Consider the following 14,345-nt stretch of genomic DNA (forward strand, 5'->3'; position numbering starts at 1 on the left):
CACTCCCACCCAGGAGAACGCATGCGGCTCCACAACCGTCGGAGGGCCGCCGTCACGGCGGCCCTCCTGACCCTGGCGCTCGGCGCCCCCGCCTACGGGATGAGCGCGACGGCCGCCCCGCCACCCACCCCCTCCACCGCCACCCAGGACGAGTCGATCGCCCAGTACGAGGTCAAGGGCCCGGCGACGGCCGCCGAACGCACCGCCCTGCTGCGCACCGGCGTCTCCATCGACGAGGTGGACGCCCGCTCCGTCGTCGTCAGCGCGGACCCGGCCCAGGCGAGGAACCTGCGCGCGCTCGGCTACCGGGTGACCCCGCTGCCCGGGCCGCCCGACCGGTCGCTGGGCAACGTGGCCACGGGAACGAGCGACTTCCCGTCCGCCGACTCGAACTACCACAACTACGCCGAGGCGACGAACGAGATCAACCAGCGCATCGCCCAGTACCCGTCGATCATGAGCAAGCAGGTCATCGGGAAGTCGTACCAGGGCCGGGACATCATCGCGATCAAGATCAGCGACAACGTCGGGACCGACGAGGCCGAGCCCGAGGTGCTCTTCACCCACCACCAGCACGCCCGCGAGCACCTCACCGTGGAAATGGCGCTGTACCTGATCAAGGAGTTCGGCTCCAAGTACGGCTCCGACGCCCGCGTCACCGACATGGTCAACAGCCGTGAGATCTGGATCGTCCCGGACCTCAACCCGGACGGCGGCGAGTACGACATCGCCTCCGGCTCCTACCGCTCGTGGCGCAAGAACCGGCAGCCCAACTCCGGCTCCTCCGCCGTCGGCACGGACCTGAACCGGAACTGGGACTACAAGTGGGGCTGCTGCGGCGGCTCCAGCGGCAGCAAGAGCTCCGAGACCTACCGCGGCTCCGCCGGCGAGTCGGCGCCCGAGGTCAAGGTCGTCGCGGACTTCGTGCGCAGCCGCGTGGTGGGCGGCAAGCAGCAGATCAAGGCCGCCATCGACTTCCACACGTACAGCGAGCTGGTCATGTGGCCGTTCGGGTGGACGTACAACGACACCGCGCCCGGCATGACCGCCGACGACCTCGCCGCCTACAAGAAGATCGGTACCGGCATGGCGGCGAGCAACGGCTACACGGCGGAACAGTCGAGCGACCTGTACATCACGGACGGGACGATCGACGACTGGCTGTGGGGCAACCAGAAGATCTTCGCCTACACCTTCGAGATGTACCCGAGCGACACCGGCGGCGGGGGCGGCTTCTACCCGCCCGACGAGGTGATCGACCGCGAGACGGCGCGCAACAGGGACGCCGTGCTCCAACTGCTGGAGAACGCGGACTGCATGTACCGGTCGATCGGCAAGGCGGCGCAGTACTGCGCCTAGTCGACGGCTGACCGGAAAGGCCGGGGGCGCCTCACCGCCAGGGGGGCGCCCCCACACCGCTTCGGCGTGGACTAGCCGAGGACGGCCAGCGCGTCGATCTCGACCAGCATCCCGGCGGGCAGGCCCACGTAGACGGTGGTGCGGGCGGCCGGGGCCTCCTTGATCCCCTGCTCCTCGAAGTACGCGTCGTAGATCTCGTTCATCTCGGCGAAGTGAGCGGTGTCGGTGAGGTACACGCGGATCATCACCGCGTCCTCCCAGGTCGCGCCGCCCGCCTCCAGCACGGCGCGGACGTTCTCCAGCGTCCGGAGGGTCTGCTCGCGCAGCGACGGACCGGCGAGGGTGGGCGGCTGGTCCACCACGTACGGCAGGTAGCCGACCTGGCCGGCCACCTGGAGGAGGTTCCCCTTGCGCACGCCGTGCGAGAACCTCGCGGGCGGGGCGTTGTGGGTCTCGGGCGTGACGGCGGTCTTCTCTGTCATGGGGCGCCTTCCTGTTCGGGATCGTCTCGGTGTCCGTCACCGGAAGCGGAGTACTCCCGGCCGATGGTGTCGGCGGTACGGCGTACCAGGGGCAGCAGTGCGAGGAGCGCGTCGGCTTCGGCCGCGCGGTCGGGCGCGGAGAGGGACAGCGCGGCGACGGCCCGCCCGTCCGGGCCCCGCACGGGCGCGCCGACGCAGTTCAGGGACTCCTCGTGGCCGCCCAGGTCGACGGCCCAGCCCTGTTCCCGCACGAGGGCCAGCTCCCGCAGGAAGGCCGCCGCGTCGGGCGTCGAACGGGCGGTGTGGCGGGGGTAGTCGAGCCGCGCCGCGAGGGCCTCCCGCTCGGCTGCCGGGAGGTCGGCCAGCAGTACCTTCGCCACGGCGGCCACCGTCAGCGGTACGGGTCTGCCGATGCGGGAGTACACGCGGACCGGGTAGCGGCTGTCGACCTTGTCGACGTACACCACCTCGTCGTCCTGGTGCACGGCCAGGTGCACGGTGTGGCCCGTGAGCCGGTTCAGCTCCGCCAGGTGCGGGCGGGCGATCTCGCGGACGTCGAGGTGCTCCACGGCCTCGGCGGCGAGGGCGAACAGCGCCGCCCCCAGCCGGTAGCGGCCGTCCGGCTGCCGGTAGACGAAGCCGTGGGCGCGCAGGGTGCGCAGCAGGCGCAGGGCGGTGCTCTTGTGCACGCCGAGCACGTCCGCCACCTCGCCGAGCCCCGCCGGGCCCCGGGCCAGGGCGGGCAGGACGCGCAGGGCCCGCTCCACCGACTGGCTCACGCCCCGTCCCTTCGCGCACCGCCGCCGGGGAACCGTCCCCCGTTGACCCGTCGTCATCGGGGATGTTAGACAGCAACGGGCACCACCTGCAATGGACGTTGCGCACTGCGCAACGCGAGAGGATTCCGCATGGGCAGCGACGCAGTCCGAGGGCTCGCCGACGAACCGGTCGACCACCGCTTCAAGGGTCTCCCGCCGGACGCCGAGCGCGCCGCCCTGACCGTCGGCGGGCTCGCCGCCGAGCGCCGCGACCTGTTCACCGGCGGCTTCACCACCCCGGTCCTCACCCTCGACGCGGACGCGCTCGCCCACAACCTGGCCGCCCTGGAGACGTACGCCCTGCGGCACGGGCTGTCCTTCGCCCCGCACGGCAAGACCTGCATGGCCCCGCAGCTCTTCCAACGGCAACTGGACCACGGCGCCTGGGGCATCACGGCCGCCGTGCCGCACCAGGCCCGCGTCTACCGCGCGTTCGGCATCCGGCGGATCTTCCTCGCCAACGAGCTCGTCGACGCCGCCGCCCTGCACTGGGTGGCCGGTGAACTCGCCGCCGACCCGGAGTTCCGCTTCGTCTGCTACGTCGACTCCGTGCGCGGCGTCCGGCTCATGGACCGGGCCCTGACGGGCCGGGGCGCCACCGTCGACGTCGTCGTGGAGCTCGGCGCCGGCGAGGGGGCCCGCACGGGCGCCCGCACCGAGGACGACTGCCGCGCCGTCGCCGACGCGGTCGCGCAGTGCGACACGCTGCGCCTGGTCGGCGTCGCCGGGTACGAGGCCGAGGTGCCCGGGGCGGACCCGGACTCCGTGCACGCGTACCTGCGCCGGCTCACCGGCCTCGCCGTCGAGTTCGACAAGGCGGGCCGGTTCTCCGGGGACGTGGAGGAGATCGTCGTCAGCGCGGGCGGCTCGGCCTGGTTCGACGCCGTCGCCGACGTCTTCGCGGAGCTGCCGGAGCTGTCGCGGCCGACGTTGCGGCTGCTGCGCTCGGGCGCGTACGTCTCCCACGACCACGGCTGGTACACGCGTCTGACGCCGTTCAACCGCCTGCCCGAGGAGGGCGCCCTGCGCCCCGCGTTCCGCCTGTGGACGCAGGTGGTCTCCCGCCCCTCCCCCACCCAGGCATTCGTCAACGCCGGCAAGCGCGACGTCGCCTACGACCTCGGGCTGCCCGAGGTCGAGCTGGTACGGGACCCGCTCGACGGCGTCGAGCGACCCGCCGCCGGCATCCGGGTGGTCAAACTGTCCGACCAGCACGCCTGGTTGGAGACCGACTCGGCCGACGACCTCCAGGTGGGCGACTGGGTGGCGCTCGGCATGTCCCATCCCTGCACCATCTTCGAGAAGTGGCCGCTGATCCCCGTGGTGGAGGCGGACGGCACGGTCGGCGACTACGTCCGCACCTTCTTCTAGGCAGCGGGTCCGGCGTGATCCGGCAGGGACGGCCGGGCCCCCCGTGGACCTGGTGATCCGGGGGGCCCGCGTCGTGGACGGCACGGGCGGCCCCTCGTACACCGCGGACGTCGCCGTCCACGAGGGCCGGATCGAGGCGATCGGCCGGATCGGGGCGGGCGGGCTGCGCACCCTCGACGCGCACGGCCTGGTCCTGGCGCCCGGCTTCGTGGACATGCACGCCCACAGCGACCTGGCCCTGCTCCGCGACCCGGACCACAGTGCGAAGGTCGCCCAGGGCGTGACCCTGGAGGTCCTCGGCCAGGACGGCCTCTCCTACGCGCCCGCCGACGACCGCACCCTCACCGGGGTCCGGGCGGCGATCGCGGGCTGGAACGGCTCCGGGGACGACATCGACTTCGACTGGCGCACCGTCGGCGGCTACCTGGACCGGCTCGACTCCACCGGCATCGCGGTCAACGCCGCCTACCTCGTCCCGCAGGGCACCGTCCGCGCCCTCGCGGTCGGCTGGGACGACCGCCCGGCCACCCCCGCCGAACTGGACCGGATGCGCGTGCTCGTCGCGGACGGCCTGGCCGAGGGAGCCGTCGGCATGTCCTCCGGGCTCACCTACACCCCCGGCATGTACGCCGCGGACGCCGAACTGACCGAGCTGTGCCGGGTGGTGGCGCGCTACGGCGGCTACTACTGCCCGCACCACCGCTCGTACGGGCGCGGCGCCCTGGCCGCCTACGCCGAGATGATCGCCCTGTCCCGGGAGGCGGGCTGCGCCCTGCACCTCGCGCACGCCACCATGAACTTCGCCGAGAACCGGGGCCGGGCGGGGGACCTGCTCGCCCTTCTCGACCGAGCGCTGTCGGAGGGCGCCGACCTCACCCTCGACAGCTACCCGTACACCCCCGGCTGCACGACGCTCGTCGCCCTCCTGCCGAGCTGGGCCCACGCGGGCGGCCCCGACGCGGTGCTCGCCCGGCTGCGGGACGACCGCGAGGCCGCGCGGATCGGGTACGCGCTGGAGGTCGAGGGCTCCGACGGCTGCCACGGGGTGCCGGTGGACTGGTCGACGGTCGAGGTGTCCGGTGTCGGGGACCCCGCCTTCGACGGGTACGTCGGCACCCGCCCGAGCGGCTGGCAGGAGGCGCGGCGGCTGCTGCTCGACGACCGGTTGCGCCCTTCCGTCATCCAGCACGTGGGTCACGAGGAGAACGTCCGCACGATCATGCGCCACCCCGCCCACACCGGCGGTTCCGACGGCATCCTCCACGGCGCGAAACCCCACCCGAGGGCGTACGGCACGTTCCCCCACTACCTCGGCCGGTACGTGCGGGAGCTGGGCGTGCTGTCCCTGGAGGAGTGCGTCGCGCACCTCTCCGGCCGCCCGGCGGCGCGGCTGCGCCTGCCCGACCGGGGGCTGGTGCGACCCGGCCACCGCGCCGACCTGGTGCTGTTCGACGCGGACACGGTGGCGGCCGGATCGACGTTCGGGAACCCGAGGGCGCTGCCGAGCGGTATCCCGCACGTCCTGATCGACGGCCGCTTCGTGATGCGCGACGGGCGCAGGACGGACGTCCTGGCCGGGCGCGCGGTCCGCAGGACCCCCAAGCGCCCGTAGGTCGTGTCGGTGACGGCGCCGGCGGCCCGCGGGCCCCGCACGCGCGGCGCCTACGATGACCGCCATGATCGCTTTTGCCCCGGCCGCGGCGTTGTTCGTCTTCTTCTGCCTGAGTGTGCGGGAGGACCGCCGGCGTTTTCGCAACGCGGTCCTGCTGGGGCTCACGTTCGTCAGCCTGGCGCTGGGGCTGCTGGCGCGGATCGCGCACCTGCCCTCGACCCTCGCACTGTTCCTGGTCGTCGCCGTGTTCCTCGTCCCGGCGCTCGGGGTGGTGGCGCTCGCCTGCTTCCTGGTGGCCAACGGGGTGACCATGGTGCGCAAGGAGGGCGGCGGCCTCGGCAACCTGCTGTCCCTGCTGGCCGGCCTCGCGATCTTCGGGGTTCTGGGACTCGCCCTGGTCACCGCGCTGAGCGGCTCGGTGAAGCTGGCCTGGATGACCGCGATGGTGGTCCTGATCGCGGCGTACGTCGCGTTCCTCTTCCTCTGTTTCCTCGCGTACGCCTACCTCTACGGGCGGATCAAGGTGCGTGGCGACGTCGACTACGTGGTCATGCTGGGCTCGGGCCTGGTCGGCGGCGACCGGGTGCCGCCGCTGCTGGCCTCCCGGCTGCGCAAGGGCAAGCAGATCTACGAGGCCCAGCGGGCGCGGGGCGGCGCGGCGCCGGTGCTGTTGCCCTCGGGCGGCAAGGGCTCGGACGAGAAGGTCCCCGAGGCGCGGGCCATGGCGGACTGGCTGATCGCCGAGGGCGTGCCCGCCGAGCACATCCGGCTGGAGGACCGCTCCCGCACTACGGAGGAGAACCTCTCCCTCAGCGCGGCCATCATGACCGAGGGCAAGCCGGGGTACCGGTGCGTGGTCGTGACCAACAACTTCCACGCCTTCCGTGCGGCGATGATGGCCCGCAAGGCCGGGGTCAACGGGCAGGTGCTGGGTTCGCCCACGGCCGCGTACTTCTGGCCGAGCGCGACGATCCGCGAGTTCGCGGCGGTGTTCATGGAGCACAGGGGCGTCAACCTGGCCGTCTGCGGGTCGCTGTTGGCGCTGGGCCTGGTGCTGACGCTGGTGGTGCACTGAGGTCGGGGCGGGACACCGTCCCGGCCGACGTGCGTTCATGACGCGGGCGCCGGAGGATGATGGGGAACGGGGACCCCCCGAGGAGGTACGCGATGGAACGAGAATCGGACCAGCAGCCCCAGAACGCGGACCGCCCGTCCAAGCTGTGGACCGGCGGCGAGCGGCCTTACGACCCCGAGGACCTCGTCATGGCGACGGGCGCCGACCCGACTCCGGAGCGGGTCGAGAAGGCCCGGAAGATGATCGAGCGCGAGGGCCCCTCGGTCATCGAGCGCTACCTGCCGTAGGTACGGGGCAGGTCCACGGGGGCCGCCTCCGATCCGTGCCCGCCCGGCCGGACCGGGGGCGGTCGTCGCCGAGCGCGCAACCACCGGGCGCCGGGCGTCGTTAGGCCGCGGGGGGCCGAAGCCGGAGGACGCCGTGATGCAGACCGTCGTGATCGACTGGGACCACCCCACCGACCCGGGACCGGGCCGCGCCCTGGACCATGTCCGGGCCTACGTGGGCTCGGGGGGCCTCGACGGCCACCTCTGGCACGGCGTCCCGACCCTCCTGCTCACCACGGTCGACCGCGAGCGGGACCGCACCGTGCGCACCCCGCTGATCTACGTCCGGGACGGCGCCCGCCACCTCGTCGTGGCCGCCGGCCACGCCCCCGGCGCCCCGGCCCCGCGGTGGTACGCGCACCTCACCGCCCACCCCGAGGTACGGCTCCAGGTCGGAGCCCTCTCCTTCCAGGCCCTGGCCCGCACGGCGGACCGGGTGGAGCGGGAAACGTACTGGGAGGCGCTGACCGCGCTGTGGCCCGCCTACGAGGACCACCAGGCGGCCGCGGCGCCCGGCGAGGTACCGCTCGTGATCCTCGACCGATTCGACCACCGGTAGGGGTGACCGTCCCACCGGTACGGCGGTCGCGCGCCTGCGTGCCGTGCACCAACGGCACGGAGGCGGCCTCCACGGCCGGCTCAGCCAGAAATCGACGGGGAGCCGAGGCGTGCGTGCTTTAATAAATGAACAGTCATTTATTCAGGCATACAGAGGTGGGGCATGGCCGGACGACCCCGGGGCGTCGACGACTCCGCGATCCTGCGGACGGCCGTGCGGGTGATGGGCCTGACCGGGCCGGCCAACCTCACCCTGGCCGCCGTGGCCCGCGAGGTCGGGGTGGTGCCCGCGACACTCGTCCAACGATTCGGCTCCAAGCGCGGACTGCTGCTCGCACTGGCGCGGCACGGCGCCGGGGATTTCGCGCGGCTCCGGGAAAGGGTCGAGCGGGAGCACGATTCGGCGCTCGACGCGCTGGCCCGGCTGGTCACCGAGGCCTGGAGCGCGGTGACCACGGCGGACGCGTACGCGAACCACCTGGCGTTCCTCTGCTCCGACTTGGCCGACCCGGAGTTCCGCGAGCTGGCGCTCGCCTCGCAACGGGCCGAACGCGAGGCCTGCCACTGCCTGCTCGGCCGGGCCGCGGACACGGGCGAGCTCCGTCCGGGCACCGACGTCACCGCGCTCGCCGAGACCGTCCGGGCGGCCGTCACGGGAGCGGGCCTGCTCTGGGCCGTCGACCGCGAGGGCGACCTCGCCGGACGCCGGCGCGCCGCCCTCTCCTCCACCCTCGCGCCCCACCGCACCGGCGCCACCGACCGAAAGGACCCCGCATGACCCTGGACCGGACCTTCCCCACCGCCGTGACCATAGGCGTCAGCCTCGACGGGTTCATCGCCCGCCCCGACGGCGACATCGAGTGGCTGACCAGCCGCGGCGAGGCCGCCGGGGACACGGGCTACGAGGAGTTCATGGCCGGGATCGACACCCTCGCCATGGGCCGCGGCACCTACGAGAAGGTGCTTTCCTTCGGGTTCTGGCCCTACGAGGGCAAGCGTGTGGCGGTCCTCAGCACCACCTTGACCACGGACGACCCGCGCGTGACGGTGTACCGCTCGCTGGAGGAGCTGCTGACGGCCCTGACGGAGCAGGGGGCGAAGAGCGTCTACGTGGACGGCGGCCGGATGGTCACGACGTTCCTGCGCGAGGGCCTCCTGGACGAACTCACCCTCACCACCGCTCCGGTACTCCTCGGCTCGGGCCTGCCGCTCTTCGGCGCGCTCGACCAGGACGTGGAACTCACCCTGCGGGAGGTGAAGGCCCTGGGCGGCGGGTTCACGCAGGCCCGGTACGACGTGGGGTGACGAGCGCAACATCGCAACGGCCGTCGCGGCGGCAAGACGGCCGTTCCGCAGGGGGGAACGCGGGATGGCCACGGTTTCCAAGGAGGGTGCGGTTCGTGGCCTCCACATCTCCCGAACCGGGACATATCAACCCGGTGGAAGGTGGCGGAATAAAGCGGCGCGGTCGCCGCCGGGACCGTAAGCTCCCGTCATGCAGGTGATCCAGTCAACGAAACTCGCCAATGTCTGCTACGAGATCCGCGGACCCGTCCTCGAAGAGGCGATGCGGCTCGAAGCGGCAGGTCATCGCATCCTCAAGTTGAACACCGGCAACCCCGCGGCCTTCGGCTTCGAGTGCCCGCCGGAGATCCTCGAGGACATGCTCCGCAACCTGGGCACCGCCCACGGCTACGGGGACGCGAAGGGTCTGCTGTCCGCGCGGCGCGCGGTCATGCAGCACTACCAGACCAAGGGCATCGAGCTGGACGTCGAGGACGTCTACCTCGGCAACGGCGTCTCCGAGCTGATCCAGATGTCCATGCAGGCACTGCTGGACGACGGCGACGAGGTGCTGGTCCCGGCGCCGGACTACCCGCTGTGGACGGCCTCGGTCAGCCTCGCCGGCGGCACCGCCGTGCACTACCGCTGCGACGAACAGTCCGACTGGATGCCGGACCTCGCGGACATCGAGCGCAAGATCACCGACCGCACCCGCGCCATCGTGATCATCAACCCGAACAACCCGACCGGCGCCGTCTACGACGACGAGATGCTGCGCGGCCTGACGGACATCGCGCGCCGCAACAACCTGATCGTCTGCTCGGACGAGATCTACGACCGCATCCTGTACGACGGGACCACCCACACCAACACGGCCGCCATCGCCCCGGACGTGTTGACCCTGACCTTCAACGGGCTCTCCAAGAACTACCGCGTCGCCGGGTACCGGGCCGGCTGGATGGCGGTCTGCGGCCCCAAGAAGCACGCCTCCTCCTACATCGAGGGCCTGACGATCCTGGCGAACATGCGGCTGTGCGCCAACATGCCGTCGCAGCACGCCGTCGCCACCGCGCTCGGGGGCCGACAGTCGATCAACGACCTCGTCCTGCCCGGCGGACGACTGCGCGAACAGCGCGACACCGCGTACGACCTGCTGACGCGCATCCCCGGCATCAGCTGCGTGAAGCCCAAGGGCGCGCTGTACCTGTTCCCCAAGCTGGACCCGGCGGTCTACAAGATCAAGGACGACCGGCAGATGGTCCTCGACCTGCTGCGGGCCGAGAAGATCATGGTCGTGCACGGTACGGGCTTCAACTGGCCCGAGCCCGACCATTTCCGGATCGTCACCCTGCCGAACACCAAGGACCTGGCGGACGCGGTCACCCGGATCGGCAACTTCCTGGACGGCTACGGCCAGTTCTGAAGCGGGGTGGCGGCGCCTCCCGCGACGCTCACGGGGCCGCCGCTTCGGGATCGCTCCGGGCTCGCTCCGGGATCGCCGGAGACCGGAGTCTCGCCGGATCGAGCATAACTTTAGAACCGATCCAATGTAGGATGGTCTCCTGACCCCGCAGGAGGCCTCCTCATGTACGAGCCGATCCGCACCAAGTCGGTCGTCCACCGCATGCCCGGCGGCCGCACCGACTTCCCGCACCGCAGCCGCGGCGAAGCCCTGGACATCCAGCTCGCCGGGCACCTCGCGGCGCTCCTCGCCGTCACCGACGAGCTCGGGCTCGACGAGGCGGCCGCCCGTATCGCCGACCAGGTCGCGCGCCTGCGCGGGTCCCGTCCCGCCCGGGCGGCCCACGAACGACCGGCCCACGACCGGTCGACGGACCCGGCACCGCTGCACCGACGCGCGCACGACCTCGCGGGGCGGGCGCTGCTCGTCGCCGCGTCCCGGGCCGACACCACCGTCGCGATCCTCGCCGCCGAGCGCATGGACGCCCACGCCGCCGCCCTGGAGTCCCAGGACCGGGCCGGCGCCCTCTGACGGCCCCGGTCCGGGGCCGCGGAGGCTCCGGACCGGGCGCCACACACCCTCAGGGTGACGGGGTGAACTGCGCCGCCGCCACCCCGCACCACGGGACCTTGGCGGCAGGCCACACCGGGCCGACCGCCTCGCCGCGTTCCGTCGCCCCCGGGGCCACTCCCGGAACCCGCACCAGTGCCTGGGCCGCCCGGGCCCCCGGCGCCGGGTCCGCGCTCTCGCGGAACTCGACCGTGACGACGTAGGCCCCACCGCCCCCGGTACCACCGGCCGCGGCGCCGCCCGTCACCTCGACCGACGCCACCACCCGCCGGCTCGCCGGCTCGACCCGGCACGAGGCGACCCGTACGTCCTGCGCCGCCGGCCGCTGCGGCGACGCCGCGCCGGACCCGCCGCCGCTCGCCCACACGTACAGCCCCAGCGGGGCGAACACCAGGAGCCCGGCCACCACCACCAGGCCGACCAGCCAGCCCTGCCACTTCAACGCGCTCACGCCCATGGCCCGATCCTCCCCGCCGCCCGCGCGGCCCACCAGCACCCGCAGGTTCACACAGCATTTCGAGGCGGGACCGCCCGGACGGCCGGCGTTCACCCGAACCGGCGCGGAAACCCGGACACTTCCCTCCGCAAACGTGCGACGGCGGGCCTCCGGAAACGGAGGCCCGCCGTCGGCGGACGTTCACGACCTGCCCGCGGGACCGGGGTCCGGTCCTGGTCGGGCGGGAAGGGGTGGGATCAGCCCAGGCGCTCGACGAGCGCGTGGTACTGGTCCCACAGTTCCTTCGGCGTGTGGTCGCCGTAGGTGTTCAGGTGCTCGGGGACCAGGGCGGCCTCGTCGCGCCAGACCTCCTTGTCGACCGTCAGCAGGAACTCCAGGTCCTCGGCCGGGAGGTCGAGGCCCTCGGTGTCGAGGGAGTCCACGGTCGGCAGGATGCCGATGGGGGTCTCGACGCCCTCGGCCTTGCCGTCGAGGCGCTCCACGACCCACTTGAGGACGCGGCTGTTCTCGCCGAAGCCGGGCCACACGAACTTGCCCGCGTCGTTCTTGCGGAACCAGTTCACGTAGTAGATCTTGGGGAGCTTCGCCTGGTCCGCGGAGGCGCCGACCTTGATCCAATGCCCCATGTAGTCGCCCATGTTGTAACCGCAGAACGGCAGCATGGCGAAGGGGTCGCGGCGCAGTTCGCCCACCTTGCCCTCGGCGGCGGCGGTCTTCTCGGAGGCGATGTTCGAGCCGATGAAGACGCCGTGGTTCCAGTCGAAGGACTCCGTCACCAGCGGCACGGCGGAGGCGCGGCGACCGCCGAAGAGGATCGCGGAGATCGGGACGCCCTTGGGGTCCTCCCACTCGGGGGCGATCGTCGGGCACTGCGAGGCCGGGACGGCGAAGCGGGCGTTGGGGTGGGCCGCCGGGGTGTCGCTCTCCGGGGTCCAGGCGTTGCCCTTCCAGTCGACGAGGTGCGCGGGCGCCTCTTCGGTCATGCCCTCCCACCACACGTCGGAGCCGTCCGGGGTGAGCGCGACGTTGGTGAAGACGGTGTTCGCGTACATCGTCTTCATGGCGTTGGCGTTGGTGTGCTCGCCGGTGCCGGGCGCGACACCGAAGAAACCGGCCTCGGGGTTGATCGCGTAGAGGCGGCCGTCCTCGCCGAACCGCATCCAGGCGATGTCGTCGCCGATGGTCTCGACCGTCCAGCCGGGGATCGTGGGCTCCAGCATGGCGAGGTTGGTCTTGCCACAGGCGGACGGGAACGCGGCCGCGACGTACTTGGCCTCACCCTGCGGCGGAGTGAGCTTGAGGATCAGCATGTGCTCGGCGAGCCAGCCCTCGTCGCGGGCCATGACGGAGGCGATGCGCAGCGCGTAGCACTTCTTGCCGAGCAGGGCGTTGCCGCCGTAGCCGGAGCCGTAGGACCAGATCTCGCGGGTCTCCGGGAAGTGCGAGATGTACTTGGTGGTGTTGCACGGCCACGGGACGTCGGCCTCGCCCTCGGCGAGCGGGGCGCCGAGGGTGTGGACGGCCTTGACGAAGAAGCCGTCGGTGCCGAGTTCGTCGAGGACGGCCTTGCCCATGCGGGTCATGGTGCGCATGGCGACCGCGACGTAGGCGGAGTCGGTGATCTCGACGCCGATCGCGGAGAGCTCGGAGCCGAGGGGACCCATGCAGAAGGGCACGACGTACATCGTGCGGCCCTTCATGGAGCCGCGGAAGATGCCCTTCTCCCCCGCGAACAGCTCCTTCATCTCGGAAGGGGCCTTCCAGTGGTTGGTCGGGCCCGCGTCCTCCTCCTTCTCGGAGCAGATGAAGGTACGGTCCTCGACGCGCGCGACGTCGGAGGGGTCGGAGGCGGCGTAGTACGAGTTCGGGCGCTTGGCCGGGTCGAGCTTCCTGAACGTGCCCTTGGAGACGAGCTCCTCGCACAGGCGCTCGTACTCGGCCTCGGAGCCGTCACACCAGACGACCTGGTCCGGCTCGGTGAGGGCCGCGATCTCGTCGACCCAGGAAATGAGCTCCGTGTGGTTCGTCGGGATGGAAGTGGTGGGAGCCGCGTTGTCGCGCGCCACGATTGCTCCTTGTTGAGGGGTTTGTTTGGTGTATGCCCCGTGGGGGCTGCGACCCGGACGCTTCGCGCTCCGCTCATCCGGTGCCGACCGCACTCATCTGATCATCCGGTGCGTATGCGCATATGTCCAGAGGGCTTCTCACGTGAGCATCGCCACTCGCGTCAATCTTCCGTAAAGCGCACTAACGGAAACCTACGGACGCGTAGGTAGCATGTGCGGTATGACTTCTGACGCTGCCGTCGTGGCCGAAACGGCCCCCGAGGGCCCCGCGGAGCTCAAGCCGCTCATGCGCGGTTGGCTGCACACCGGAATGTTCCCCGCCGTGGTGGTCGCCGGCCTCGTCCTGATGGCTTTCACCGACACGACCAAGGCCCGAGTGGCCTGTGGGGTCTATGTGCTGACGGCCTGCCTGCTCTTCGGAGTGAGCGCCGTCTACCACCGCGGCACCTGGGGGCCGCGGGGCGAGGCCGTGCTGAGGCGGCTCGATCACGCCAACATTTTCCTGATCATCGCGGGGACGTATACCCCGCTGACGGTGCTCCTCCTCCCGGACTCCTCCGGACGGACGCTCCTGTGGGCGGTGTGGATCGCCGCGGCGGCCGGGATCGCCTTCCGCGTCTTCTGGGTCGGCGCACCGCGCTGGCTGTACACGCCCTGCTATATAGCGATGGGTTGGGCGGCCGTCTTCTTCCTGCCCGACTTCCTGCGGACCGGCGGCATCGTCGTCCTGGTCCTCGTGATCGCCGGCGGCCTGCTCTACAGCGCGGGGGGTGTCATCTACGGGATGAAGCGCCCCAACCCCTCCCCCCGCTTCTTCGGGTTCCACGAGGTCTTCCACTCGCTGACCCTCGCGGCGTTCGTCGCCCACTACATCGGCATCTCGATCGCCGCGTACCAGCACTAGC

Annotated in this window: 15 protein-coding genes; 11 read left to right on the forward strand and 4 right to left on the reverse strand. The window is 71.7% G+C overall.

Annotation, left to right across the window (positions count from 1 at the left end):
* Positions 1-21: 21 nt before the first annotated feature.
* Entirely contained in the window at positions 22-1,359 is a 1,338-nt protein-coding gene (locus tag E6R62_RS27460; RefSeq protein ID WP_136216171.1) for a M14 family metallopeptidase, read from the forward strand.
* Between the two features lie 71 nt (positions 1,360-1,430).
* Here the strand turns inward: E6R62_RS27460 and E6R62_RS27465 are convergent, their stop codons facing one another.
* Together E6R62_RS27465 and E6R62_RS27470 are read right to left on the reverse strand one after the other, a co-directional pair.
* Complete coding sequence (locus tag E6R62_RS27465; RefSeq protein ID WP_136216172.1) at positions 1,431-1,841, reverse strand: RidA family protein; 411 nt, start codon at positions 1,839-1,841, stop codon at positions 1,431-1,433.
* The gene (locus E6R62_RS27470; RefSeq protein WP_136216173.1) at positions 1,838-2,620 is read right to left on the reverse strand and encodes an IclR family transcriptional regulator; all 783 of its coding nucleotides are present in this window, start codon (positions 2,618-2,620) and stop codon (positions 1,838-1,840) included. The genes E6R62_RS27465 and E6R62_RS27470 overlap by 4 nt, the downstream gene beginning before the upstream one ends.
* Before the next feature lie 129 nt (positions 2,621-2,749).
* Between E6R62_RS27470 and E6R62_RS27475 the strand changes: the two genes are divergently transcribed.
* The 9 genes from E6R62_RS27475 (at position 2,750) to E6R62_RS27515 (ending at position 10,878) form a co-directional block, all read left to right on the forward strand.
* Positions 2,750-4,030 carry an amino acid deaminase gene (locus E6R62_RS27475; RefSeq protein WP_136216174.1) on the forward strand — a complete coding sequence of 427 codons (1,281 nt, stop codon included), beginning with the start codon at positions 2,750-2,752 and terminating at the stop codon, positions 4,028-4,030.
* 43 nt (positions 4,031-4,073) lie between these two features.
* Entirely contained in the window at positions 4,074-5,642 is a 1,569-nt protein-coding gene (locus E6R62_RS27480) for an amidohydrolase family protein (protein WP_136216175.1), read from the forward strand.
* Between the two features lie 64 nt (positions 5,643-5,706).
* The gene (locus tag E6R62_RS27485; RefSeq protein ID WP_136216176.1) at positions 5,707-6,717 is read left to right on the forward strand and encodes a YdcF family protein; all 1,011 of its coding nucleotides are present in this window, start codon (positions 5,707-5,709) and stop codon (positions 6,715-6,717) included.
* A 92-nt stretch (positions 6,718-6,809) separates the two neighbouring features.
* Positions 6,810-7,004, forward strand: coding sequence for a hypothetical protein (locus tag E6R62_RS27490; protein WP_136216177.1), 195 nt, complete (start codon positions 6,810-6,812; stop codon positions 7,002-7,004).
* A 136-nt stretch (positions 7,005-7,140) separates the two neighbouring features.
* Positions 7,141-7,602, forward strand: coding sequence for a nitroreductase/quinone reductase family protein (locus E6R62_RS27495; RefSeq protein ID WP_136216178.1), 462 nt, complete (start codon positions 7,141-7,143; stop codon positions 7,600-7,602).
* A gap of 162 nt (positions 7,603-7,764) precedes the next feature.
* Complete coding sequence (locus E6R62_RS27500) at positions 7,765-8,379, forward strand: TetR/AcrR family transcriptional regulator (protein WP_136216179.1); 615 nt, start codon at positions 7,765-7,767, stop codon at positions 8,377-8,379.
* Positions 8,376-8,906 carry a dihydrofolate reductase family protein gene (locus tag E6R62_RS27505; protein WP_136216180.1) on the forward strand — a complete coding sequence of 177 codons (531 nt, stop codon included), beginning with the start codon at positions 8,376-8,378 and terminating at the stop codon, positions 8,904-8,906. The genes E6R62_RS27500 and E6R62_RS27505 overlap by 4 nt, the downstream gene beginning before the upstream one ends.
* Before the next feature lie 190 nt (positions 8,907-9,096).
* On the forward strand, positions 9,097-10,308 hold the full coding sequence (locus E6R62_RS27510) for a pyridoxal phosphate-dependent aminotransferase (RefSeq protein WP_136216181.1): 1,212 nt from the start codon (positions 9,097-9,099) through the stop codon (positions 10,306-10,308).
* Positions 10,309-10,470: 162 nt separating this feature from the next.
* Positions 10,471-10,878, forward strand: coding sequence for a hypothetical protein (locus tag E6R62_RS27515; protein ID WP_136216182.1), 408 nt, complete (start codon positions 10,471-10,473; stop codon positions 10,876-10,878).
* Positions 10,879-10,927: 49 nt separating this feature from the next.
* On the opposite strand, the gene E6R62_RS27520 is transcribed toward E6R62_RS27515, so the two are convergent.
* Both E6R62_RS27520 and E6R62_RS27525 read right to left on the reverse strand, forming a co-directional pair.
* Positions 10,928-11,368, reverse strand: a complete 441-nt coding sequence (locus E6R62_RS27520; RefSeq protein ID WP_168714202.1) for a hypothetical protein — start codon at positions 11,366-11,368, stop codon at positions 10,928-10,930.
* 242 nt (positions 11,369-11,610) lie between these two features.
* On the reverse strand, positions 11,611-13,440 hold the full coding sequence (locus E6R62_RS27525) for a phosphoenolpyruvate carboxykinase (GTP) (protein WP_136216184.1): 1,830 nt from the start codon (positions 13,438-13,440) through the stop codon (positions 11,611-11,613).
* Between the two features lie 220 nt (positions 13,441-13,660).
* Here E6R62_RS27525 and E6R62_RS27530 point away from each other — a divergent pair, with 220 nt between their 5' ends.
* The gene (locus tag E6R62_RS27530) at positions 13,661-14,344 is read left to right on the forward strand and encodes a hemolysin III family protein (protein ID WP_136216185.1); all 684 of its coding nucleotides are present in this window, start codon (positions 13,661-13,663) and stop codon (positions 14,342-14,344) included.
* The last annotated feature ends 1 nt before the right edge of the window (position 14,345 follow it).

The sequence above is a fragment of the Streptomyces sp. A1136 genome (genome assembly GCF_004795055.1).
GTDB lineage: Bacteria > Actinomycetota > Actinomycetes > Streptomycetales > Streptomycetaceae > Streptomyces.